Source organism: Chitinophagales bacterium, from assembly GCA_041392475.1.
Lineage (GTDB): Bacteria > Bacteroidota > Bacteroidia > Chitinophagales > UBA2359 > JAUHXA01.
Genome location: JAWKLZ010000001.1, coordinates 2,076,477 through 2,101,761 on the forward strand (window position 1 = coordinate 2,076,477; position 25,285 = coordinate 2,101,761).

Annotated in this window: 22 protein-coding genes; 16 read left to right on the forward strand and 6 right to left on the reverse strand. The window is 39.3% G+C overall.

Features of this window, described 5'->3' with window-relative positions; genetic code table 11:
• Window positions 1-62 precede the first annotated feature (62 nt).
• Window positions 63-1,289: a DUF4419 domain-containing protein gene (locus tag R3E32_07635; protein MEZ4884578.1), complete on the forward strand. Its 1,227-nt coding sequence runs from the start codon at window positions 63-65 to the stop codon at window positions 1,287-1,289.
• Between the two features lie 39 nt (window positions 1,290-1,328).
• On the opposite strand, the gene R3E32_07640 is transcribed toward R3E32_07635, so the two are convergent.
• On the reverse strand, window positions 1,329-1,886 hold the full coding sequence (locus R3E32_07640; protein ID MEZ4884579.1) for a bifunctional nuclease family protein: 558 nt from the start codon (window positions 1,884-1,886) through the stop codon (window positions 1,329-1,331).
• 890 nt (window positions 1,887-2,776) lie between these two features.
• On the opposite strand from R3E32_07640, the gene R3E32_07645 reads away from it, so the two are divergent.
• Genes R3E32_07645 through R3E32_07655 form a run of 3 tightly spaced genes read left to right on the forward strand, consistent with a single transcriptional unit; the run spans window position 2,777 to window position 4,850 of the window.
• The gene (locus tag R3E32_07645; GenBank protein MEZ4884580.1) at window positions 2,777-3,583 is read left to right on the forward strand and encodes an NRDE family protein; all 807 of its coding nucleotides are present in this window, start codon (window positions 2,777-2,779) and stop codon (window positions 3,581-3,583) included.
• A 27-nt stretch (window positions 3,584-3,610) separates the two neighbouring features.
• Entirely contained in the window at window positions 3,611-4,228 is a 618-nt protein-coding gene (locus tag R3E32_07650) for a hypothetical protein (protein ID MEZ4884581.1), read from the forward strand.
• On the forward strand, window positions 4,191-4,850 hold the full coding sequence (locus R3E32_07655; protein MEZ4884582.1) for a hypothetical protein: 660 nt from the start codon (window positions 4,191-4,193) through the stop codon (window positions 4,848-4,850). The genes R3E32_07650 and R3E32_07655 overlap by 38 nt, the downstream gene beginning before the upstream one ends.
• A 142-nt stretch (window positions 4,851-4,992) precedes the next feature.
• Here the strand turns inward: R3E32_07655 and R3E32_07660 are convergent, their stop codons facing one another.
• The 3 genes from R3E32_07660 to R3E32_07670 form a co-directional block, all read right to left on the reverse strand.
• Window positions 4,993-5,223: a hypothetical protein gene (locus R3E32_07660; protein MEZ4884583.1), complete on the reverse strand. Its 231-nt coding sequence runs from the start codon at window positions 5,221-5,223 to the stop codon at window positions 4,993-4,995.
• 250 nt (window positions 5,224-5,473) lie between these two features.
• The gene (locus R3E32_07665; protein ID MEZ4884584.1) at window positions 5,474-6,007 is read right to left on the reverse strand and encodes a hypothetical protein; all 534 of its coding nucleotides are present in this window, start codon (window positions 6,005-6,007) and stop codon (window positions 5,474-5,476) included.
• Window positions 5,997-6,230 carry a hypothetical protein gene (locus R3E32_07670; GenBank protein MEZ4884585.1) on the reverse strand — a complete coding sequence of 78 codons (234 nt, stop codon included), beginning with the start codon at window positions 6,228-6,230 and terminating at the stop codon, window positions 5,997-5,999. The genes R3E32_07665 and R3E32_07670 overlap by 11 nt, the downstream gene beginning before the upstream one ends.
• 58 nt (window positions 6,231-6,288) lie before the next feature.
• Here R3E32_07670 and R3E32_07675 point away from each other — a divergent pair, with 58 nt between their 5' ends.
• Window positions 6,289-6,846 carry a PD-(D/E)XK nuclease domain-containing protein gene (locus R3E32_07675; GenBank protein MEZ4884586.1) on the forward strand — a complete coding sequence of 186 codons (558 nt, stop codon included), beginning with the start codon at window positions 6,289-6,291 and terminating at the stop codon, window positions 6,844-6,846.
• 43 nt (window positions 6,847-6,889) lie between these two features.
• Complete coding sequence (locus tag R3E32_07680; protein ID MEZ4884587.1) at window positions 6,890-7,531, forward strand: O-methyltransferase; 642 nt, start codon at window positions 6,890-6,892, stop codon at window positions 7,529-7,531.
• A 115-nt stretch (window positions 7,532-7,646) separates the two neighbouring features.
• On the opposite strand, the gene R3E32_07685 is transcribed toward R3E32_07680, so the two are convergent.
• Window positions 7,647-7,877, reverse strand: coding sequence for a PspC family transcriptional regulator (locus tag R3E32_07685; GenBank protein MEZ4884588.1), 231 nt, complete (start codon window positions 7,875-7,877; stop codon window positions 7,647-7,649).
• Window positions 7,878-8,034: 157 nt separating this feature from the next.
• Between R3E32_07685 and R3E32_07690 the strand changes: the two genes are divergently transcribed.
• The 4 genes from R3E32_07690 to ccsA all read left to right on the forward strand — a co-directional run bounded on the left by R3E32_07690 (window position 8,035) and on the right by ccsA (window position 14,556).
• Complete coding sequence (locus R3E32_07690) at window positions 8,035-10,056, forward strand: OmpA family protein (protein ID MEZ4884589.1); 2,022 nt, start codon at window positions 8,035-8,037, stop codon at window positions 10,054-10,056.
• A 460-nt stretch (window positions 10,057-10,516) separates the two neighbouring features.
• Complete coding sequence (locus R3E32_07695) at window positions 10,517-11,071, forward strand: IPTL-CTERM sorting domain-containing protein (GenBank protein MEZ4884590.1); 555 nt, start codon at window positions 10,517-10,519, stop codon at window positions 11,069-11,071.
• Window positions 11,072-11,428: 357 nt separating this feature from the next.
• The gene (locus R3E32_07700) at window positions 11,429-11,851 is read left to right on the forward strand and encodes a cytochrome c maturation protein CcmE (GenBank protein MEZ4884591.1); all 423 of its coding nucleotides are present in this window, start codon (window positions 11,429-11,431) and stop codon (window positions 11,849-11,851) included.
• A 176-nt stretch (window positions 11,852-12,027) separates the two neighbouring features.
• Window positions 12,028-14,556, forward strand: coding sequence for a cytochrome c biogenesis protein CcsA (gene ccsA / locus R3E32_07705; protein MEZ4884592.1), 2,529 nt, complete (start codon window positions 12,028-12,030; stop codon window positions 14,554-14,556).
• 176 nt (window positions 14,557-14,732) lie between these two features.
• Here the strand turns inward: ccsA and R3E32_07710 are convergent, their stop codons facing one another.
• Window positions 14,733-15,956, reverse strand: coding sequence for a glucosaminidase domain-containing protein (locus tag R3E32_07710; GenBank protein ID MEZ4884593.1), 1,224 nt, complete (start codon window positions 15,954-15,956; stop codon window positions 14,733-14,735).
• A gap of 228 nt (window positions 15,957-16,184) precedes the next feature.
• On the opposite strand from R3E32_07710, the gene R3E32_07715 reads away from it, so the two are divergent.
• The 6 genes from R3E32_07715 (at window position 16,185) to trpB (ending at window position 25,231) form a co-directional block, all read left to right on the forward strand.
• On the forward strand, window positions 16,185-16,796 hold the full coding sequence (locus R3E32_07715) for a hypothetical protein (GenBank protein MEZ4884594.1): 612 nt from the start codon (window positions 16,185-16,187) through the stop codon (window positions 16,794-16,796).
• An 83-nt stretch (window positions 16,797-16,879) separates the two neighbouring features.
• Window positions 16,880-18,883, forward strand: a complete 2,004-nt coding sequence (locus R3E32_07720) for a T9SS type A sorting domain-containing protein (protein MEZ4884595.1) — start codon at window positions 16,880-16,882, stop codon at window positions 18,881-18,883.
• Window positions 18,884-18,952: 69 nt separating this feature from the next.
• Window positions 18,953-20,875 carry a transglycosylase SLT domain-containing protein gene (locus R3E32_07725; GenBank protein MEZ4884596.1) on the forward strand — a complete coding sequence of 641 codons (1,923 nt, stop codon included), beginning with the start codon at window positions 18,953-18,955 and terminating at the stop codon, window positions 20,873-20,875.
• 346 nt (window positions 20,876-21,221) lie between these two features.
• Window positions 21,222-23,366, forward strand: a complete 2,145-nt coding sequence (locus R3E32_07730) for a Tex family protein (GenBank protein MEZ4884597.1) — start codon at window positions 21,222-21,224, stop codon at window positions 23,364-23,366.
• Between the two features lie 17 nt (window positions 23,367-23,383).
• Window positions 23,384-23,989 carry a phosphoribosylanthranilate isomerase gene (locus R3E32_07735; GenBank protein ID MEZ4884598.1) on the forward strand — a complete coding sequence of 202 codons (606 nt, stop codon included), beginning with the start codon at window positions 23,384-23,386 and terminating at the stop codon, window positions 23,987-23,989.
• Window positions 23,990-25,231: a tryptophan synthase subunit beta gene (trpB, locus tag R3E32_07740; GenBank protein MEZ4884599.1), complete on the forward strand. Its 1,242-nt coding sequence runs from the start codon at window positions 23,990-23,992 to the stop codon at window positions 25,229-25,231.
• The last annotated feature ends 54 nt before the right edge of the window (window positions 25,232-25,285 follow it).

The window sequence follows — 25,285 nt, forward strand, 5'->3', positions numbered from 1 at the left end:
GTAGAAGAAATATATAAACCTTCTTTTATTTTTGAAAAAAATCAATCAACAAACCTATCTAAATGAAAATTCACTCCGTTGCTACCATCATTTTTTTTCTCACTTTGCTCCTTCAATTGCCGATTTCGGCGCAAACTACCTTTGAAGTGTGTGATGTGGAATTGGCAGAAGAATTGTTGCCTGAAAGAAGCTATCATGAAATCATGAAAGCTCGAATGGTGGAAAACAGGAATATCCTAAGTAAAGAGGACCGCTTCAAACAAGACTTAAATCGTGAATTGTTGGCGTTTCCACAGAGAAGTGAGTCCTTGATAACCAGCTACAACCATCCCTTTGCGGCAGCTATACAGTTGGCGTATGCCCAACACCGTCCATTGACTTTTTCACCCGATATGGTTTGGATGTTGATTTGTCAAGGTTTTGCTAAGCATGTGGATTTGAATAGCGAAGCATTGCGGCACCATTTTGTGAGGCACGAAGGCAAGAAAAACATCAACATAAAACGTAACTACTTGATGGCAAATAGTGTGGGTTATTGGGAAAACATTTTGGCGGAGTTCAGCGATTCTATCCGAAACCATGTAGGTACCAAAATGCATGACTTGGCTACCAATCACTTTTCGACGACGAGTTCAATTGAAACAACTGCTTTTGAAGTCACCTTGATGGATGCTATGAGCAGCTATTTCGATTACAGTGTGGGCATTACCTGCGGTATTCCTTCGGTGACTTTGGAGGGCACGGTAGAAGATTGGGAAAAGGTGGAACGGGATTTTGAGCAATTGGCGGAATATGATTTGGAGTGGTGGGTCAATGATTTGATGCCTATTTTACACCAATTCACCCAAGCTGCAAAAGGGGAAGTGGACAAAGAATTTTGGGGTAAAATATACGACTACCGACATTTTGAGAGGGGGATGTGCGGTAGTCCAAATGGTTCTATAACAGGTTGGATGGTGAAGTTTTTCCCTTACTTGAATGATGATAGCAAAAACTCCTTGATAGGAATGGATTTGGGAAAATACAGTGAGCAAATCTCCAATCAGAAAGAATATCAATCTGGTCAAGTGGTATTGGAATTGTCTGATTTTCCGCAAGGACTCTCCAAAGCTGATTTTGTATTGAACAACAATGGAGACAAAAGCAAAATGGAATTTTTGGCGGGTTTTGTGGGGATTGGTCAAGATGCGGTAACCAAGACCCTTCGACCCGAAATCAATTGGGGTGTGGTAGATAGTGGTCGAGAACCGACATCGGAGGAATTGTCAGATAAGAGTAGGAATAAGTAAAACAGCATATTCATCTGCGTAATCCCCTCAATCTGCGATTTATTTTTTGCTATCAATCGCCTCCTTAATTTTCGCCGCCATTTCATAATCCTCGTTTTCTAAGACCTCTTCAAGTATTTGATTCAGTTCTGCAATTGAGTAGTCGGACAGCTCTTTTTCTTTATTAGAAGAAATGCTGTCTGCAATTTCCAATTCTATGCCCGCTTCTTGTAGGATGGCTTCAGTAGTGAAAATTGGACAGGCAAAACGCACTGCCATCGCAATAGCATCTGAAGATCGTGCATCAATCTCTAAGACACTTTCATCCGATTTTCTACCTATCAAAGTAGCGTGGAACACTCCGCTTTCCATTTTAGAAATAAAAACTTCGGTTAACCTCACCCCCGCAGCATCAAGCGTATTTTTGAACAAGTCATGTGTCATCGGTCGGCTCGGTTGTCTTTGTTGGAGCGAAGACGCAATAGCCTGTGCTTCAAAAGGCCCAATGATGATGGGTAAACGTCGTAAATCATTCGATGCTTCCAAAATAATGGCAAAATTGCCATGATTGGATTCACTATTTGCTAAAGCAACGATATTTAGTTCAATTTTTTTCATTGTGATTGTATGTCCGATTTAATAAGGATTGCCAACAAAATAAATACCACATTTGAGGTGGTAACTTTTGAAGTCTAAATTTTTCATTCATTGCAAAATTAGTTTTCTTGATTGCGAAGTTACACTTAAATATTGAAGTGATTAAGGGAAAAAATTGAGAAGTCTTTTGATATAAGCTAACTCAAGTCATAAAATTCATCATCCATTGGATAAACGTTGAAACTAAGTCAGTATAAACCAAATTCTTAAAAGCCTTCATCTGATGAATAGAAAAACCCCAAATTACACACTTACTTTTTGCAGCGTTTCAAAGCAAGTAAGTGAATACAATCAAACCCATTTGAATGTTTTGGTTGTTGGTAGTTTTTTGGTAAAAATATGTGTTGAATGGTTAGATAAGGAACGCATAAAAAATAAGTTCCCGATTTAGACTTTTGTAGTTTCATTGTAAAAATGTATGGTTCTGTGACAATTTTTGTGGAAGCAATAAAGACTTCGGATGTTTCATTTTATAAGAAGTTAATTTTTAGCGAAATAGTTTTTGATTTTGTAAGCGGCAAACTTCCGAAGTCTCAAATCACAGATTTTGTCAAAGAACCAAATGTATTTAGACTTTGGACGAAAGAAGTAGGAAGTAAGATGCAAGATATAAAAATTTGATAATCAAAATTTTAACTCATTGACATGATTGGGTGCAAATAATTGGATATTAATTAATTAAATTCTTACTTCTTACTTCTTACTTCTTACTTCTTACTTCTTACTTCTTGCATCTTTGCTCCTTCGTCCAAAGTCTTCGTATCAATTTAGGAAGTTATTTTTTCGTTGTTGCTAATACCAAAATCACCAAAAAATACAATAATATTGCATCCAATAAATTTTCATATTTTATGTGCCTAATCATTTTTGCTTACAAAGTACATCCAAAATATCCACTTATCATTTCTGCCAACCGTGATGAGTTTTATGAGCGTCCGACTGCCAAAGCTCATTGGTGGGAATCACATCCCAATCTATTGGCAGGCAAAGACTTGAAAGGTGGAGGAACATGGTTGGGGGTATCGAAGTCAGGTAGATTTGCGGCATTGACCAATTACCGAGACCTACAACATATCCGAACCGATGCGCCGACTCGTGGTGCTTTGGTGACAGATTTTTTGGTAAACGACGATGTATCTGCAATGGAATACCTTCATTCTATACCGAACGATGAAGCCTACAATGGCTATAATTTGCTGTTGTACGAAAACGAAAAACTTTTTTGGCACTCCAATGTCAGTGGTGAAAGTCGACAATTGAAGGCAGGGATTTATGGGGTCAGCAATGCCTTGTTGGATACACCCTGGCCCAAAGTGGAGAACGGCAAAGCTTTTTTGAAGGATTTATTGACACAAAATTCTGATATCTTTGAAGTAGAAAAAGCGTTTGACTATCTAAAAAATACAAACAAACCAAACGATAAGGAACTGCCCGATACAGGCGTTGGAATCGAATTGGAACGCTTATTATCTCCTTTGTATATCCAAAGTCCAAAGTACGGAACTCGATGTTCCACAGTGGTTTTGGTGGATGTAGAGGGGCGTATTCGATTTGAAGAGAGGGTGTATGGAGAAGAAGGTGAGGGGGAGGTTTTTGAAGTTCTGATTGTAACGTTTTGCTGTGATAATAAAAAAGCCACTGAAAAAGCTTATGTTTAAAGTACGAACCAAACAAGTGCAAATTCAATGGCATCTCAAATTAACAAAAATTGTACGATTGTATTACCGATTTTGGAAAATAAATACGATTCATTTTTAAACGACCCAAAAATAGCTCGCCAAATAATTAGCGAAATATGGGCAACAAGCCCCGAGTTATTTCCTGCACAAATGACTAAAGGTTATGTGCTTAACGGCAAAACTCGGCCGTCGAAAAAAATGAATATCCAAATGCGAAAAATAAAAGTAGCGGGACAAAATTATCAAATACGCCCAAGTTTCATTCTGCCTTATTGCAGAGCGAAGACGTATATAGCTTCTAAAGGCTTGTTCTTAAAGCGGTTCGGTGTTCCTTTCTGGGCATTGGCATTTGCTTTTGGATACAATGCGATGTGGTGCATTCGCCTCTATAATTGTTTTAGTGATTATAGCATTGTAGGCACAACCATCCATGACCCAGAAAAATTACCTTCCGATATTTTAGCAGATGAACACCATGTAAAAATACAAGGTAAAAAAGCTTATGTGGCTACAACTGTGGGACAAAACTGTTTTTTAGGTATGGAAGTTTCTTCTGGCGCAGATGCGGATTCTTTGGAAGAAGCTTATGGTGTATTCAAACAAAGCAGAGGATGTGTCATCTGACTACCAACCTAATACAGTAAATACAGATGGGTGGACAGCTACACAGAACGCATGGCAAAAACTCTATCCAAATATTCAAGTCATTGAATGTTTCTTACACGCCTTTCTAAAAATTAGAGACAGAGCTACAAAAAAGATTCAAGACTATTTCAATACAGCAGCAGATAAGGTGTGGAAGGCTTATCGAACTACTTCAAAAAGACAATTCGCACAACATATAAGAAGGCTTCGGGAATGGACAGCTAAGAATGTGCCTTCCTGCCCCATGAAAGATAATATTCTTAAACTCTGTAAAAAGAAAAACAAGTGGTTAGCACATTTTGACTTTCCCAAAGCACACAAAACCTCCAACATGATAGATAGATCCATGAGGGCAATGAATAGACATGCCAACAACTCCCAAATGTTTCATGGAGATATACTTAGCACTACTCATAATTTCAGAGCTTTTGCCCTTCTTCATAATTTTTCACCCTCTTGTTTACAGGCTTGGGATGAATCAGCTGTCTTAATCAGTCCTGCGGCAAGACTCAACGGATTTGTCTATCATCATGACTGGTTACAGAATTTGTTAATCGCGGCTTCGTTAGGAGGATATCGAAATCACAGCAATCCGTTATAATCAGCAATTTTGAAGTAGATTGGCGAGAGGAACATTTTGTGAGTTTGTTGTATTATTTGGGATTTTTGACCATCAAAGGAAGTAGTCTTGACGGCTTGATATTTACGATTCCCAATTTTGGGGTGCATCCCAAATTGTCGCCTTATGCTTGTTTTTTATATAATTCAAGTTCCTTTGCTTGTATCAATTTTATAAGTTCATGCCATTGTTGATTCATATTCATAAGTCTCAAATCAATAATTTTCTGCGCACCATCTAAAGTCCATCTTTGTCCCGATTGTTTCAATCTTTTTTGAATAACTGTTCGGTGAGCAGATTCGATTGCTCCCGAACCTATAAATAAACCTGTGTCTCTAAAAGTTTTATACATCATGCGAAACTCATTGTTTCTCAAATAGTTTAGCAGGCTATTTCGTTCTTTTTCAGATTTTTGTCGCGTTTTTCTAACTCTTCAATCCCTTTTATAACGACACTAATTTCATCATTGAGTAAAGCATTTTTTTGTTTGTTCAACCAATTTTTTTGCTCTTTTATTGTTTTGTAATACAGTTTAGCAAATTTACTTAAATGCTCTGCTGCATGATAAAAATCAAGGATTTGTGTAGCTTTAGGATAAGACTCTTCTACCCAATTCCAAATCCAAGGTCTCCATCTGCAACAAAAACAAGTCGTTCATTTATCGGCGATAATATATCTACTAATGGCTCAAATTTACACAGGAAATCTTTATGACTACCCAAATGTGCAGCATAGATAGATTGCTTTAGCCAACAATGATTCTTATCTAATTCATAGTGGTCAAGGTCTGTAAATATACGCCCTAACTTTACTTCTTTCCAATCATTCCCTTTTTCTCCTTCACGAGTTTGAAGCATACCCCCATCTATCATAGAATAGACAAGCCCCTCTTGTTCAACACTCTCTTTTAGAGACTCACTTAGTTTTCTTTGAGCAACTGGTAAAACAGGTTTCACACTTTGAAGTTCTGATGCGTAATACTTCGTAACTCGCTCTGTTTGACTACGATTCGTTTCTATACGTAGATATTTTTCTAAGTCACACACCGCTGCGCTATAGTTATCCGATTGACCAGCATAAGCTTGTAACTCTTGAAGATAAGGGCTTACTTGAAAGCCATTGATACCATTACTCCACATATGCGTTTTGGCGATAGAGATAGAGCCAAATCGACTTGCTATTGTTTTTTTTTACGACGGTCTTCTCTGGTTTACTTATACTACTTTCTAATAAATCTTGTCCAAATTTCAGTATCACTCCCTCAAACCCCTTTTCATAGTCATAAAAACTTTCTTCTTTTTTCAAAGATTCAAATGATGCCCAATAAGATAAAGCCAATTCTAAATATTCTTCCTTTGTCATATTTTTATTGATTTAGTGCCTCAAAAATAGCTTTTTTTAGCTTCTGCGACAATTTGGGATGCACCCCAATTTTGTGATTCGTGAATTGTATTTTCAGTTTTTTATGAGGCTTACCTTAGACGATGCACATTTGAATACTTCTCAAATTGATGTACATAGGAAGGTTGTCGAATTGGCTAAATACAACAATATCAAGCCAATTATCGAATTGACCGAATCTGTTTTGTCCAAACTATCGGTTCACCATGACAAGGCTGCCTTCAATGAAACCCACCCCAAAGCAATTTTTGCTTCTTGGTTTTATGTCGCTCGTTTCTACAATATTTACAGCGAATTGGAAGTCGAAAAGAAGAACGACAACAACGAAAAGGGCAGAATTGACTTGTTGCTTACCCGAAGACCGCCTTTTGAAGCAGATGTTCCCTATCAGTTCATTTTTGAATTGAAGTACTTGAAGAAGGCAACACCAAACCGTTTGAAGGAAGTAAAAAAAGAGGCTGTTGAGCAATTGCAGGAGTATTTGAAGGATGATAAAATCAAAGATTTGAAGGATTTAATTGCTTATGTGGTTATTTTTGTGGGCAACAAAGCGGAAGTTGTTGAAGTAAGTCAATGACCTTCAAAATACACCAACACATCAAAACTCCAATACATTCCAAATGAAAGACCTTGTACCCCACAACATTGCAGCCTACACTGAAGCCCACACAAGCCCTCCTACTCCCCTTTTGAAGCAACTCTATAGAGAAACCAATCTTAAAGTAATTCGAGCAAGAAACATTACAGAAAATTTGCAAGGAATATTTTTGAGGATGATCAGTCAGATGATTCGTCCCCAAAGAATTTTAGAAATAGGTACTTACACAGGATATGCAGCAATATGTTTGGCAGAAGGATTGCAGGAAAATGGCGTATTGCACACCATCGAAATCAACGAAGAATTGGAGGACATACAGCGCAAATATTTTGAAGCAGCAGGATTGCAGGAAAAAATACAAATTCACATCGGCAATGCTTTAGAAGTTATTCCTCAACTGGACGAAACTTTCGACTTGATATTTATTGATGCGGACAAAGCCAACTATCCAGAATATTTTGAACTGGTCATCGAAAAAGTTAGAAAAGGTGGTTTTATCATTGCGGACAATGTGTTGTGGAACGGAAAAGTATTGGAAGAATCAGAAACTGACAAATATACAATGGGTGTCAAAAACTTCAATAACTTGGTACAAGTTGATGAACGAGTAGAGAATGTACTATTGACAGTGAAAGATGGAATGATGTTGATTAGGAAGAAATAATTTGCAGTAGATGCTTGACGGTATAAGAATGACGACCCTTACTTCAATAATTGCCTTTCTACCTGAACTTTCAAATTTTAATCAATAGTTTTGGAATTATAAGTTTTTGTACTCCTCAACTATTCCACACCCGTCGCTTGCCAATCTTAATATATTTTCGGATATTTACAATAAAAGCCAAGCTGAGATAGACAATAATCGGTGACCAATTGGCGATAAATAGTGTATATACAAAGAACAATCGGATGCGGTGATACGGTATTCCAAGTTTTTCTCCGAGATATGTACATACACCAAAAACCCTCACTTCAAACAAGTTGCGAATATAATTCAAGATTTTATCCATAACGGGATTCTATAAAATTTTACAAACAAAGTAAAAACACAACTTCAATAAAGATACAAAAATAATACTTGAACAATATTGTTCGAGGTTATTATTTTTACTATTTTTCAGATACCTTATACCGATGAAGTCTTTATTTTTGTAAAAACTTAGCGAGATGAAACAAACAAATTCTAAAAACGTAATAATCTGCCTTTTCTTACTTTTTTTCAGCATGAGCAGTTTTGGACAAAATTCCAAAGCACTAATGAAAAAAGCAGATGCTTTTTATGATGCTCAGGCCTATGAAATGGCGATTCCTGTATATAGAGATGTGCTAATTACAGATAACTCTCTGGTTGCCAAAACAAAATTGGCTGATTGTTATCGTCTCACCAATGACTACGACAAAGCAGAATATTGGTATGGACAATTGGTCAACATTGTCCCTAACCAACCCCAATACAAACTATATTTTGCACAAATGTTGCAAAGTAACGAGAAATACGAAGAAGCCTACAAATGGTTTATGGAATATGGAAAATATGATGTTTGGGGTGAAAAATTAGCCAACGGTTGTCAAAACGTTGAAACATTAATTCAAACGGATAACAAATATGAGTTGCTTCTACTACCCATCAACTCTGAAGGTTCTGATTTTGGAGCTATTTACTTCAAAAACGGCATTATCTTTTGCAGCAATGGCAATAACTCAAGCGAGAAAGACCGCACATTCATGGATTTGTATTATGCTGATACAAAATTAAACAATTCTTTTTCGCCTCCCCAAAAAGTAGCAGGTAGTGTAAACAGTCGCTTGAATGATGGTCCAGCCTCCTTTTGCAGTCTTACCAATGAATTGTTTTTTAGCCGCAATGCCACTATTGGTGAAGACGGCAAAATCCAAAACGACGATCAAGCAGCCATCAATCTTTCTCTTTTTACCGTCAAATCGAATAATGACAAATGGGGCGAAATCAAACCCTTTATGCACAACAATCCTACTTTCAGTATAGCTCATGCGGCAATAAGTCCTGATGGCAAAACACTCTACTTTGCCTCCAATATGCCAGACGGTTATGGCGGTACTGATTTATATACCTGCATACGCATGGGCGAGATTTGGAGCAAACCCGTCAATTTGGGAAAAACGGTCAATACACCTGGTAATGAGGCTTTTCCTTATGTTCACTCTGATGGCATGTTGTATTTTGCCTCCAATGGACATCCAGGATTGGGCGGATTGGACATATTCACTACCCAAAACAAGGATGGATTATGGACCCAACCCAAAAATCTGGGTGCACCCTTCAATTCAAGCCGAGACGACTTTAGCATTACCATGAATACCCCAAAAACAAAGGGTTATTTTTCTTCCAATAGAACTGGTGGATTTGGTAGCGATGACATCTACAGCTTTTCTCTGATTAGTTCTGATAAACGGGTAAAAGCCGTAGAACAGCCTCCAATTTCCAATACCATTATCAATCAAAGCATTGGCATGGGTAATGTTCGCTTCAAAAGAGGTGACTTTGAAATTTTGCCCGATGCCGCAAAGGAGTTGGATAAATTGGCTTTTTTCCTTCAAAAAAATCCAGAAGTAACCGTTGAGCTAAGTTCCCACACCGATATTCGTGGTGATGACTTCAACAATCTCGACCTCAGCGCACACCGCTCAAAATCAGCAAGAGATTATGTAGTCTCTAGAGGAGTTCCACCCCAGCGAGTTGTAGCAAGAGGTTATGGTGAATCCCAAATATTGAACGATTGCTTGACGGTGAGAAGTTGCGATGAAGACGAACACGAAATCAACAACCGCATTGACGTGCGGGTCTTGTCCATTGAAGGAATCAACAACGACCCTTATACCGCCTATATGAACGACAACAACGGCAAAAGCCTCAATATTGCAAAAAATACGGCTGCCGATTTGACCTTCAAAGTATTGATTGGCCCCTATCGAAGTGTAGACAACAACACTTACTATAGTTTTTCAAATTTGAATACGGCTTTGGATTTGGAATATACCGAAGCTGGAATGATGATTGTTTTGGGCCCTTATGAGAGCATTGCCAAGGCAGAAGAATACCAAACATTGGCCATCAACAATGGTGCTGAAAAAACGGAGGTAGTTGCTTATGAGGGAGACAAACGAAGTGATAAGAGTATCAAACAATTAAAGAAACAGGGTGTAAATTAAGTTGTCAATTTGGGGAGAGTAAAATAAAAAGTGGTTCATCGAAGATTTTAGTGGAATGAGACTTTTGTAGTTTATTCTTAAAGATATGGAATGTTTGAAAATCAGTATGCTCTCAAAAGGAAACTACAAATAGACTGATTAATCCGCTAAACTCATATACACTCATACTAATTACTATATCGCAAAAAACTTGAATTTTTAAACACACTACAACAGTTACAAAATGAAAACACTGATAATCGCTCTATGCGCTTTGTGGATAACCTCTATATCCGCAGCTACTTCCCATCCCCGTATAATTTCCCTTAGTCATGATGATCTAAAAATAGATGCCCCCATAGAAAATCCTGATAAGTATATCACCATATCCAACAGTGGCGGGGTAAATGTCTTACAAAACTATCCAGTAAGACCAGAATACAGCTTTGAGGGTGGAGAAATGATATATGCCTTGCCCAGAATGGATGGCAACTATCTTATCTACATAGATGAAGACAGCAGGATTCCAGATTTGGAAGTAGATATATTCATACTTACAGACCCTAATGATGAGAAATCAGCAAAGATGTGGATGAATGGTACTGGCGCAAAACAACTTCTACAGGCCAAACCATATGAGCAGTACTATGCTGTAGTAGATGGATTCAAAGGCGTGACAGCTAGACTCTCCATAGCAGTAGCAGAACTAACCGCAATGGCTACATTCTGTAGTAATGATAATCAAACAATAGATCTAAACGACTTCCTCACAGGTGTCACTACTGTACCAGGGGATGTTTGGTCTCAGCTAACGGGTACAGGCGGAAGCCTAAACACGACCACAGGTATATTTACATCAGCTCCTGGCACAACGACATCCTCTTTCAGGCTTATAAGAGATTGTGGTCCCACTGAGGACGTATTTATTGGATTTCAGGATTGCATTCCTACTTTGAATCAATGGGGACTTATCATTTTCTCTATATTATTGCTTATCACAGGAGTTTTAGCTATACGTTGGCAATCCGCAACTTGAGATGCAAATAAAACAATGTTTTGTAAGATGGGCTACTTATCAAATCACCATTCAGCCAGTGCAACAAGTCTGTGAGTAGTAATAGTAAGTGAATACCCAACATATGCCGTGAAAACAATACTACACTTCTCAGGTTTTGTTGTAGAAGATATATTGATGAACCCCCTTGTGGTATGAAATTGGTATATCAGTAGGGATGATTTTAGAAAGAAACTTAAGCATTTACCTTAATAATTTGTCATAGCTTTAAGTGATAATAATCATGCCTAAATTTTACAAAAGTGCGTTTATCAACCAAGATAAGCCACTTTTTCTTAATTTTGCCTTTTCGTTAAAGGTGAGTTAAATCATAAACAGATGAAGAAATCACATATTATTGCTTTATTGGCTATTGGCGGACTGATTGCTTTTATTATCAGCACCTCCTCCAGTTATAGTACCTACGAAACTTTTTCAACGGCTCATTCCAATTCGGGCAAAAACTTTCAGGTAGTAGGCTTGTTGTCAGCAGACAAACCGCTGCACTATGATCCTGAAAAAGATGCCAACTACTTTACTTTCTACATGAAAGACAAAAATGACGAGGAACGTAAAGTCGTCTATCGTGGCCCAAAACCACAAGATTTTGAACGTTCTGAGCAAATAGTTTTGACGGGTAAAATGGGTGATGAAGAATTCATGGCAGAGAAAATATTATTGAAATGCCCTTCTAAATACATTGAAGAAGGGGTTGAAGGTGGTGAACTCGAAGAAAAAGAATACGAAGCGGCAGGGCTTTGAATCGTAGCATAGTGATTAATTACTAGGACTGGTTATTCGTAAAATTCATCGGATGAGAACTGAAAATGAAGTTGTTATAAACCAAACTCTTCAAAACCTTCATCCAATGAATAGAAAAATACCCTTGTAAATTCATTTTTGCAGCGTCCCTTATCACACAATTTAGCAAGTAAGAAATGCAAGAAATATTAGATATTCAATATATTGGTGAGTGGAATTGGGCAGAGCAATTAGGCCATTTATGTGCCATTACTGCAATGATAGCAGCCCTCTTATCAGCCATTGCTTACTTTACAGCAAGTCAATGGCAAGAACGGGATTTGCAGAAAAGTGACTCATGGAAACGGCTTGCTCGTACAAGTTTTTATGTCAATGGCATTGCCGTTTTGGGAATTATTGTCATCATGTTTTTACTCATTCTCAATCACCGTTTTGAATTCAAATATGTCTGGCAACACTCCTCCGTTGATCTCCCTGTTTACTACATGATTTCCTGTTTTTGGGAAGGTCAAGAAGGCAGTTTTCTATTGTGGGCGTTTTGGATAGCTGTCTTAGGTTTGGTACTGATTGCAACGGCTCGAAAATGGGAAGCTCCTGTAATGACCTTCATGACCCTGATGCAAATATTCTTAGCTGCAATGTTGTTGGGAATTTACTTTTTTGGCTACAAAATTGGTAGCGATCCTTTTATGCTTTTGCGAGATGACCCCTCCAATGCAAATGCACCGCTTTTCATGCGAGCCAACTACCTCGAATTTATCAAAGATGGAACAGGTCTGAACCCTTTACTGCAAAATTATTGGATGGTCATTCACCCTCCTACCCTATTTTTGGGATTTGCCGCTTGTTTGGTTCCATTTGCTTTTGTCATGACAGGTTTGTGGAAACGTGATTTTGGAAAAGACTGGATTCAACCCACCCTCAAATGGTCACTTTTTGCAGCAGCAGTATTGGGTACAGGTGTTTTGATGGGCGGCGCATGGGCCTACGAAGCATTGAGTTTTGGTGGTTTTTGGGCTTGGGATCCCGTCGAAAATGCCTCCTTGGTTCCATGGATTACCCTCCTTGCAGGACTACATACATTACTGGCTTTCAAGAATACAGGGCATGCACTCAAAGCTACTGCCATCTTTATGACTCTGACTTTGTGGTTGATATTGTATTCTACTTTTTTGACAAGAAGCGGAATTTTAGGTGATACTTCGGTTCACTCTTTCACCGATTTGGGAATGTCAGGTCAATTATTGGCATTCATGCTTTCCTTCATCTTTATCTCTACTTTCCTCATTGTCACAAGATGGAACGCTATGCCTTCACCAAAAAAAGAAGAGAGTGCTTACAGTCGTGAGTTTTGGATGTTTGTAGGGTCTTTGATAATGGCGATGTTGGCGGTGCTGATAACGGTTGATACTTCTTGGCCTGTTATCAACAAATTGTTTGGCACAAATAGGGTCATTACCGATCCGATTCCACACTACAATCGTTATTCTGTTTGGTTTGGTATTTTCATTGCTCTTTTTAGCGCACTGGTTCAATACTTTAGATATAAACTCCAACCACTTAACAAATTGATGCGCTCGGTGGCATTTACTGCAATCGCAGCTATTGTAGCAACAGCAGTCACTGCAATTTTAGTCGAAATCAATTATTTACCCAATGTTTTACTGCTATTTACCGCTTTTTATGCCATCATTGCCAATGCCAACTATATTTTTGCAGGTTTGAATGGGCAGTTGAACATTGCAGGAGGATCTGTGGCGCACATTGGTTTTGGATTGATTTTGGCGGGAGCTATTTTTGCATTTGGCAAACAGGAAGTTATTTCACTAAACACCTTGGGCATAGACTATGGTGAAGAATGGACTCCTGAGAATAAACTGGAGAATGTGCTGCTCTACAAAGACAAACCGATTCAAATGGGGGAATATTGGGTAACCTATCGGGGTGACTCTGTTGCCGCACCCAATACCTACTATATGGTGCATTATGCCAAGAAAAAGAATGAATCGGATGTGCCAACTGAATCTTTTACCCTTTATCCCAATGCCCAGAAAAATCCCAATATGGGCTTAATTGCCAATCCTTCTACCAAACATTACCTTAGCAAAGACATCTTTACACACATTTCGGCAGCAACGGACAAGGAACTTCAAAAGGAGGAACAAGGTGAGCAATTGACTGAAATTGAAGTAGGTGTAGGCGAAACGGCTCTTGTTTCGGGTGTTATGATTCGGCTTCAACGCATCAATCCTCAACCCGATGGCGGTTTGTTGTATATGCCTTTGGATGGTGACATTGCAGCAGGTGCAGAACTATCTATTGTTGCGAAAGACAACACGCAGTATGAAGCCAATCCCATTTACTACATTCGTGACAATCAAGAAATGAACGTAGAAGCTACTGTTGATGAATTGAATATGACGATTCGTTTTGACAAAATCTATCCTGAGAAGAACAAAATCAAATTGAGCATTCTCGACCGAGAAGACCCTATGGATTGGATCATCATGAAAGCGGTGGTTTTTCCTTATATTGGTGTGCTTTGGATAGGGTGTTTTGTGATGGTCATGGGTTTCATTATTAGTATTTTACACCGCAATAAGGAAGGGAAAAAACTGGCGGAAGTACTGCAAAAGAAGCAGGCAAAAACTACTGAAACATCATCAGTCGGTGGGATGCAGCCTGTTTTGCGGAATAAAGATTGATATAAGTGATGTGCTATTCCCTTTATGACGATAATTCGCTAAGAAACATCAATAAAATAACTTCCCGATTTAGACTTTTGAAGTTTTTTTTCAAAGATTCTCGATTGTAATGAAAAACAAAGTTCTTCAAAGAGTAAACTTCAAAAGTCTTCGCCTCATAACTCAATATTTTGCATCTACAACCGATATTTAGGTGATTCCTTCACCTTTTTCTGCAACTGAACAATCTCACCTTCAATAGGATTGGCGTTCAATGGTAGCTTATTGCGGCGATACAACTTCAATAACTTCACACCGTAATGTTGCGAAATATCATGCATTGTTTCCCCTTCCATTACGATATGTTCTGCTTTCGTATCCGATTTGCTCTTCTTTTTCTGGAAAAAAATCGGTGTATCTGGTTTGAATTTTTGCCCCACTAACAAGTCATTGTAGTCATACAATTTGGATAAAGGCACATTGTAGGTGTGTGATACAAAGGCAGGCATCAAAGGTACATTGGAGGTAACTGCTCTTTTACCATTTACCACCATCTGCTGATAATGCGGAACAATTCGCTCTTCTTTTGCAACAATGTCCACGTTTTCATCTAATTGATTTTCTTCCTTATCAGACGAATTAGAATTCGTTTCTGTACCCGCCATTGCTTCCAACACCGCCAACTCTGCTGGCATATCCTTTGGAGGATTGTTGTCTTTGAACTCTACAAAAGATTTGTCAATCAAAGTCTTTGCAGATGCCAACGATGGCTTTTGCTTTAAAGCATTTTGTTGGTAATTAGAAAAAATAATGGTATTTGCTGCTGCACCATACAAAATAACTGGAGACCCATTTCCATCCAATCTACTCACTATCGCATTGTCGTATTCATACAATCTATACCTTTCTATCAATGCAATCAACAATTCGGCATAGCGGGGATTGGTGGCATAGCCAGCTTTCTTCAATCCATAGGCCCATCCTCGGTAGTCCGTTTTATCCAACAAAAATAAATCATCGTAATAGTTGAATTTATGGAATCGCAAAAATTCCGAATGGTCTAAGTAGGATTCATATACACTATGGTATTTTCGAAAACATTCGTCAGGTGCATCATCGGTGTGGTAAATGCGATCTCCCAGCCATTCTGCTTTGCATTTGATACCAAAATGGTTTTTACCTTCATAGGCCAAGCGACTGTTTCCATAATCCGACTCCAACATGGCCTGTGCCAACTTGATACTTGCAGGCACACCCATCCTTTGCATTTCCTCAATCGCCAACATTTTGAAATCCTCGATATACAATCGAGCTTTCATTTCATCTGCTTCAATACAGGCATTGCAGCATAAACAAGAAACCAATAACAAGAAAGACAACTTAAAAAATAACAACCTCTCAATACGATAGACATTTATCATCTGCACAATTTGTGTGGTTTGGTATGTGTTTAAAAAAACGAACTTATGGTTAGGTTAGTCAGGTTTGGATATGAGTTGGTGATTGTAGTTATTTAAGGTGCGTTAAAAATACGCCTTTTAATTTATGTATTTTGTAATTTTTGTGTCAAAATAGTCAAGGTTGAATTATTTTGAACACGACTGCAAAAAACAAAATTATCTTTAAGTAATCAAAAAACAAGCCATTTAATGAACAATAAAGTTAAAAAATCTGCAACAGGAACTGGCGAAATTGCTACGATTGCCTTATTTATGGCAGGTTTGCTGAGTTTTTTTGCTTTCAGTGATTGGTTGGCTACTTGGAATATCTCCCCCATTTTGAGGACTTTCTTCTTTTTTCTTGTACTCTATGTTGGGGCGCAACTTTTGGCTACTATCATTGATTTTCTGCAAAGTCGTTACCGATTGACGTTTAAAAATTTTTTCATTCTTTGGAGTGGCTACTTATTCATGACCTTGGTTAATTTATTATTGCTCATACTGACGATTCCTGCACTCATTTTGCAGTTTATCATAGGCCCTGTTGCTTTTTTTGTCGGTTTTATCTCCTTAGCAACTTTAATACTTTACTTTGTCCAACACATTCTGGGCTTTGATTGGGTTGGACATCCCCCCGATACACAAGCTGCAAAATATGCGCTGATAGGTTTGGGAGCTTGTTTGGGGCTGTTTGGCTTGGTATATTATTGGGTCAGCAGAAACATTCATCCCGAAAACTTACTGATTGATTTTTGGATAGACCATGTGGTAGTTCCTGCCGAAGAACTTCACAAAAAATGGATGGGTTATTTGGATAAGTAACATTGATTGTGAAATGAGTTTACCTTTTCTGTGTTTTTCGTTATATTTAGGAGAACATCTATTTTACTTCAAAACCATTAACAATGAAAAAACTTCTAAACCTAAGTTTCGCACTCTCTCTGTTTTTTTTAAGCTCCCTCCAACGCAATTTCGCACAATCCGATAATTGCGAAACACTAAAGATCAGCATCGAATCACAAGAAACAATATGTGGTTTAGCAACAGGCACTGCCGAAGTATTTACAGAAGGAGGTTTTCCACCCTATACGTATGAGTGGAACAATGGAGTGACAGCCGCTTCAAACACCCAATTGGCAGAAGGTACTTATACTGTCCTTGTCACTGATTCCCAAAACTGCACGGTCGAAGGTAGCGTAAAGATAGCTGCACAAAACCATGTTGCTTTCGATATCCCTGCATTTGTTTGCAGCAAAGACGAGCCTGTTGTATTGGAGTTGTTGCACGAAGAAGGAATATGGACAGGAATAGGCGTGCATTTAGAAGCAGAAGGCTATGTATTCCGCCCCATTGAAGTGGAATCTGGCATAGCAGGGTTGATGTATATTGTAGAAGGATGCAATCCTTTATTCGCTACCATTGAAGTAACACCTACGCCTGATGCCAGTTTTTATGCTCCCGAAAAACTCGTTTGTTTGAGTGATGGAGCAGTGACCTTCGAAGTATTGGGTGTTGAAGGAGGTACTTTTTTCATCAACGAAACACCTTTATTGGGAAATAGTTGGACACCTACTGAAACGGGAACATTTGCGGTAACGTATGAAGTGGTTAACACCAATTTCTGCACGGACAAACAAACCATTGAATTGCAGGTCATTGACATTTTTAATCCACATTGGACAACTTCAAACGGATTACTAACCATTTGCGAAAGCGATTTACCTCTTCAATTGAAGTCTAACATGATGGGCGGTTCATGGACGACTGACATCAACTCCAACATTGTAGAACAAGATGGTCAGGTGTTTTTCAATGCAGACATAGAAAATGCCGATCATGGTTCTTTCTCGGTAACGTATGAAGGTGGCGGCGCAAATTGTGGGCAAGCGGAAACCCATGTTGTCAATGTATATAATGTACCAGAAGCTCCTCAAGTTGTTTATGAGCCACAAGTAGTATGTGCATCTGAAGGAATGTTGGTGGAAATGACTGGAAATCCTAAATTCTGCAATTGCCCAGTTACCTTCAATATCTATGCGGGGAATGGTGAATTGGTCTATGAAGGTGAAACACAAAACAACGACGTTGCAGATTTGAAGGCTTTTGCTGAAAATGTAGGCACCCATGTTTTTGAAGTGGTGACGGTAAATAAAGTGTGTGAAAGCGAAGCGGTTGAAGTGGTTTTTGAAGTCGAATCGGTGATTGAGGTTGAAGTAGAAAGCATTGCGCCAAGCTGCGAAGGCAATGACGGAAGCCTTACTGCACTGGCATCTGGAGGTTCGGGAGATTATTTCTATAGTTGGAGCAATGGAGTGACTGGGGAAGAAAATGTGGATTTGATAGGAGGTCAGTACAATCTGGTTGTATTGGATAGTGAAGGTTGTACGTTTACGCAGTCTTTCACCCTTGCTCCCGTCAATGTTCCTGTAGTAGATTTGGGTAGTAGCCAAATTTTAGCCGAAGGACAAACCATTGTGTTGAACGCAGGAAATACTGGAGCTACTTTCTTGTGGTCAACAGGCGCAACAGCACAGACAATCAGTGTGTCGGAAACAGGCGTTTATTCAGTGACCGTAACAAACCAACAGGGCTGCTCTGCAAACGATTCCATACAAATTATAAATGACACAGGCGTTGGAATTTATGCCATTGGAGGCTTGAATGAATGGAAATTGTACCCCAATCCTATGCAAGATTATTTGGTTTTGGAGATGAACTTGAGCCAAAAGCTGCAATTAGACTTGGTAGTTTTTGATGTGTTGGGGCGGACAATATTTACCCAAAATTATTTAATTCAAAATGGTGATAACCAACTATTTTTGAATACCAGTGATTGGGTATCAGGTGTCTATTGGGTGGTTTTGAAGGGAGAAAAAGGCAATAAAGAAATGGTGAAATTGGTTAAGTGAATAGTTTTTTTTGAAAAAATTATTTTTTTCCTTACATAATTCTGACCTTTTACCTATTTTAGCCACACTATGAAAAAACAAATATTAAACATCTGCTTAGTAGTAATGCTCATTACTCATGTAATCTGTATGCCTACCCTTTCAGCGCAAACAGACTCATTGAAAACCGATGAAACGAATCCTATTCCGAGTTCAAGTGTGGAAACTGAAAAGGTCTATACAGGTAATATCAGTTTTTCGAGTGATCCAAACGTAAACATTCAGCCACCACCCAACACAAACATTCCAAGTCCTAGCTACCAATCATCTAACTACTACCCTTCTCAAAATTATACGACTACTAGTAGCTATGGTATCATCAACCCTTTTCAGTATTATTCAGACGAACATTATCGCAGTCGAATTAATAATCTGGCACAGCATTGTCAATTGCCCATTACCTACAACCAATATGTACGCACCTTCATCGAAGTATATACTCATAAAAAACGGGATGTATCGAGCCGCATATTGGGAAAAACAAACATTTACTTTCCCATCATCGAAAAAATCTTTTTGGAAGAAGGGCTGCCATTAGATCTAAAATATTTGGCTGCTACTGAATCTGCACTCAATCAACATGCTGTATCAAGAGCGGGTGCAGTTGGCTTGTGGCAGTTCATGTCTGCAACAGGGCGTGAAAATGGATTGATTGTCAATTCTACTATTGATGAGCGCCTCGACCCCTACAAATCTACCGTAGCGGCTGCCCGATTTTTTAAGAAACTATACAACAAATATGGAGATTGGTTTTTGGTCATTGCAGCCTACAACTGTGGACCTGGAAATGTGAACAAAGCCATGCGAAGAACAGGAAGACGTACCTATTGGGAAATTCGCCGTTATCTTCCACGCGAAACCAGAGGATATGTACCTTCCTATATTGCTTGTGTTTATTTCATCAATTATTACTACGACCACTACCTACAAGCAGAACCTGCCCCTTATGGAACTCTATACGCCAATGCCCAAACAGTTCCTGTTTATGGGCCACTAAACCTACAAGATGTGGCCTCCGTAACGGGTGCAAGCATTTTTGAATTGGAACACTTGAACGCCAGCCTCAAAAAACGCTACCTTCCAACAGGCCAACGCTTCGACCTTCGCTTACCTATGAGCTATGTGGCTGCCTTTGAAGCCAATAGAAGTTCACTCAATAGTCAAATCGCCTACATGCCCAGTGCCAATGTGATGCCATCTTCTGCAATCCCCCCCAATAGCAGTATTGTTCCTGCTCCTACTACATCTACAAGCTACTACAATAGTTCTACAAATACAATAGAAACTCCTCCTTCTGATCCACGTATCTCTGCGACATACACAAAAGCAGCAGATGGAAGTATGATTCCTGTCAATAGCAACACCGCAGCAAGTTCTGTTTACAACAGTGTTGGCTATTCTTCAAACCCTACAACATACAACAATACCACCACTTATAATCAACCATCAACAACACCTACCTATACTCCTCCTGCAAAAATTACCCCTCCCAAACCTGCTACCTCCAATATGACAAAGCTGGTTTATACCGTCCGAAAAGGTGACAACCTGGGATATATCGCAGAATGGTACGACTGCGGATTGAGTCAAGTTCGTAGGTGGAATAACAGCAGTCACACCATAAGAGTAGGTCAAAAACTGGTGATTTATAAAGATAAATCCATAGCACATAAATATCAGACAGTTAACAGTATGACTTTTAGCGAAAAACAAAAATTTGCTGAAACAGGTGTTGTATCTTCAAACACTACTGCAAAAGTTGCTAACTCGGATAAGAACAATACAACTTCGGATAACAATGTCAAAAAATATGAAGTAAAACAAGGAGATTCTCTGTGGCTCATTGCTCAAAACAATCCAGGCAATTCAATTGAAAGCCTACGTAAATTAAACAGATTGAGCAAAAGTCATAAGTTGATGCCAGGCGTATTATTGAAAATATATACTCCATAACAAAAACCTATAATTTGTGTGTGAAAAAATTAACACAAAATAATGATTGTGAAATTAATTTCAATTGTTTTATTATCAATTAATTATTACAATTGAAATTAATTTTCGATTTTTATTTTCCATAAAATCCTAACATCAAAGACTGTTTTTTACAACAATATCCCATAATTATATTATTTTTGCCGAAATAATTAATGGGAACAAATATTACATTTAATAGACCCTTTGAAATACGCAATCAAAGGGTCTTTTTTATGCTTCTTTTCGTAACGACTCTTGAAGTTTGATGATTTTCTTCTAAATTTACCTCCTTTTTCAAGTTCAAGCACAAAAAATCACCGTTCCTATGAACCTTCAATTGATCAGCAAACTTTCCAAAGAACTACGTCTTTCCGAAAATCAGGTAAAAGCCGTCTTGTTGCTTTTTGAAGGCGGAGCAACTGTGCCTTTCATTGCCCGCTATCGAAAGGAAATGACCAACAGCCTCGATGAAGTGCAAATAACCGCAATTCGAGATGGCATGACCAAAATGCAAGATTTGGAAAAACGAAGGGAAAGTATCTTGAAGGCCATTGAAGAACAAGGAAAACTAACTCCACAATTGCAGAAACAAATCTTGCAGGCAGAAACCATGACCCTTTTAGAAGATTTGTATTTGCCATTCAAAAGCAAACGCAGAACAAGGGCTACAATAGCCAAAGAGAAAGGCTTAGAACCATTAGCCGAAATGTTGATGAGCCAAAAAAATATGGATGTCGACGAAGCGGCTGCAAAGTTTGTAGATGTCAAAAAAGAGGTGAAAGATGAGGAGGAAGCCCTTGCAGGAGCGAGAGATATCATTGCAGAATGGGTGAACGAAGATCCCAAAACAAGGGCGAAAGTGCGGCGTTTGTTTGAGCGAAAAGCCATTGTTCAGGCCAAATTGGTGAAAGGCAAGGAAAAAGAAGCCGAAAAATTTAGCGACTATTTTGATTGGAATGAACCATTGAATAGAGTTCCCTCTCACCGATTGCTGGCCATTTTGAGGGGCAGCAATGAAGGTTTTTTGAGGTTGAGTATTGCTCCCGACCAAGACGATGCCTTGGAATTGTTGGACGATACCTTTTTAAAAACCGACAACGAAGCGGCTGAACAAGTACAGGAGGCGATTACCGATGCCTACAAACGCTTGATAAAACCTTCTATCGAAACCGAAATTCGCAACGAAGCCAAAGCGAAAGCGGATGCCGATGCGATACAGGTGTTCACAACCAACCTGCGAGAACTGCTCTTGTCGCCTCCTTTGGGGCAAAAAAATGTAATGGCAATTGACCCAGGCTTTCGCACAGGCTGCAAAGTCGTTTGTTTGGACAAACAAGGTCAGTTACTTCAATATACCACCATTTTTCCGCACGACCGCACAAGCACTCGACGGTTTGATGCAGTGAGTGAAATCGAAAAACTTTGTGAGCGCTACAAAATTGAAGCAATCGCCATCGGCAATGGCACAGCAGGGAGGGAAACGATGGAGTTCGTCAAAAAAATACATTTAGAAAACATCGTTTTGGTGATGGTCAACGAAAGTGGGGCTTCGATTTACTCAGCTTCGGAAGTCGCAAGGGACGAATTTCCAGACCACGACCTTACCGTTAGAGGTTCTGTTTCGATTGGTCGCCGCTTGATGGATCCTTTGGCGGAATTGGTCAAAATCGACCCAAAATCTATTGGAGTAGGTCAGTACCAACACGATGTGGATCAAAAACTTTTGCGGCAAAGTTTGGACGATACCGTCATCAGTTGTGTGAACAATGTGGGTGTCGAAGTGAATACGGCAAGCAAACAATTGCTGACCTACCTTTCGGGCATCGGCCCTAAATTGGCACAAAACATCGTGGATTTCCGCAATGAAAACGGGGCTTTCAAAAGCAAAAATCAATTGAAGAAAGTGGCAGGTTTAGGACCAAAAGCGTTTGAACAATCCGCAGGTTTTATCCGCATCCGTGATGCCAAAAATCCTCTTGATGCAAGTGCTGTACACCCTGAAAGCTACGGAATTGTGGAGCAAATGGCAAAAGACGTAAATGCTACGGTTTTGGATTTGGTGCAAAAAGAAGACCTCCGCAAACAAATACAGCCTCAAAAATATGTAACCGAAACAGTTGGTTTGCCTACACTGACCGATATTCTGCAAGAACTCGCCAAACCTGGTCGTGACCCTCGCCAACAGTTTGAACATCTGCAATTTAAGGAAGGCATCAACAGCATTGAAGATTTGGAGGAAGGTATGATTTTGTCGGGCATCATTACCAACGTTACCAATTTTGGAGCGTTTGTCGACATTGGTGTGCATCAAGATGGGTTGGTGCATATCAGCCAAATTACCAACCGCTTTATTCGTGATCCCAAACAGGTGGTGAAAGTGAATCAAAAAGTGAAGGTGAAGGTAATGACCGTAGATGTGGAAAGAAAGCGCATCAATTTGAGCATGAAGGATGTGGAGGAATCAATATGAAACTAAAAATCTGCGGCATGAAATACGCCGATAGCATTGCAGCAGTTGCGGTATTGCAGCCTGACTATATGGGTTTTATTTTTTACGAAAAATCAAAACGTTTTGTAGGGGAAAATTTTGATGCAGACATTACTGTAGCACTTCCTTCAATGATTCAAAAAGTCGGTGTTTTTGTCAATGCAGATTTTGACTATATCACTTCAAAAGTAGCGAAATATGGGCTGCAATGTGTGCAACTACATGGAGGAGAATCACCTGAATTGTGTAAGCGTTTGCAGCAAATAGGCATTGAAGTCATTAAGGTTTTTTCGGTAGGTGAGGATTTTGATTTTGCAGAATTGAAGGTTTTTGAAAATTGTTGTGATTACTTTTTGTTTGATACCAAAGGAAAAGAGCATGGCGGCAATGGTGTGACCTTCAATTGGGAGGTATTGGCGAACTATCCTTCCGAAAAACCGTTTTTTCTAAGCGGTGGCATTGGCTTAGAAGAATTACCTTTACTTTCAAAATTGCAGCTTCCACAACTGTATGCAGTAGATGTAAATAGCCGATTTGAAGTGAATCCTGCAGTGAAAGATGTATCGAAATTGAAGAAATTGACCAAACAATTAAAGAAACACTAAATGCAACATACAACCTATACCCATCCTCCATTGGATTCTATTGCAGCAGCAAAAGAATCCAAATACCACGTCAATCATCAGGGTTATTATGGCAAATTTGGTGGGGCATATATTCCCGAGATGTTGTACCCGAATGTGGAGGAATTGCGGGAGAATTACCTACAAATCATCGGCGAAGCGGCATTTCAAGAAGAATTTCACAGCCTTTTGAAGGACTATGTGGGGCGACCTTCTCCGCTTTATTTTGCACAGAGGTTGTCGAATCACTACGATACCAATATTTACCTCAAACGGGAAGACCTCAATCATACAGGGGCGCACAAGGTTAACAATACTTTGGGGCAGATTTTGTTGGCAAAACGCTTGGGTAAGCAAAAAATCATTGCAGAAACGGGTGCGGGTCAGCATGGTGTGGCAACTGCAACGGTTTGTGCTTTGATGGGAATGGATTGTATTGTGTATATGGGTGCGGTGGACATCAAACGCCAAAAACCCAATGTGGAGCGCATGAAACTATTGGGCGCAAAAGTGGTGGCGGCTACTTCGGGCAGTCAAACCTTGAAGGATGCAACGAATGAGGCGATGCGACATTGGATCAACAATCCTACGGATACGCATTACATCATCGGTTCGGTCGTTGGCCCACATCCTTATCCAGATATGGTGGCTCGTTTTCAGTCGGTTATCAGTGCGGAAATGAAGTGGCAATTGAAGGAAAAAACGGGTAGTGAAAATCCTGATTACATTCTCGCTTGTGTGGGTGGTGGCAGCAATGCGATGGGGGCTTTTTACCATTATCTGGAAGCGGAAGATGTGAAATTGATTGCAGTAGAAGCGGCTGGTCTGGGCTTGTATTCGGGTGAGTCTGCAGCGACTACACAGTTGGGAAAATCGGGAATTTTGCATGGAAGCAAAACGCTCTTGATGCAAACGAAAGATGGACAAGTGGTTGAACCTTACTCGATTTCGGCAGGGTTGGATTACCCTGGCATTGGCCCTGTTCACGCACATTTGTACGATACGACACGGGCTTCTTTTTACAGTGCTACGGACGAAGAGGCATTGAAGGCGGGGCAATTTTTGAGCCGTTTGGAGGGAATTATCCCCGCTTTGGAAACGGCACACGCTTTTGCAGTATTGGAGAAAATGACTTTTGAAGCGAGTGATGTGGTGGTTGTGAATGTATCTGGGCGGGGCGATAAAGATTTGCAGACTTACATTGATAGAGGGATGGCTGAGTAAATTGTGTATGATTTCATATTCTCGATGACAAAAATAATTACCTACAATAAACGT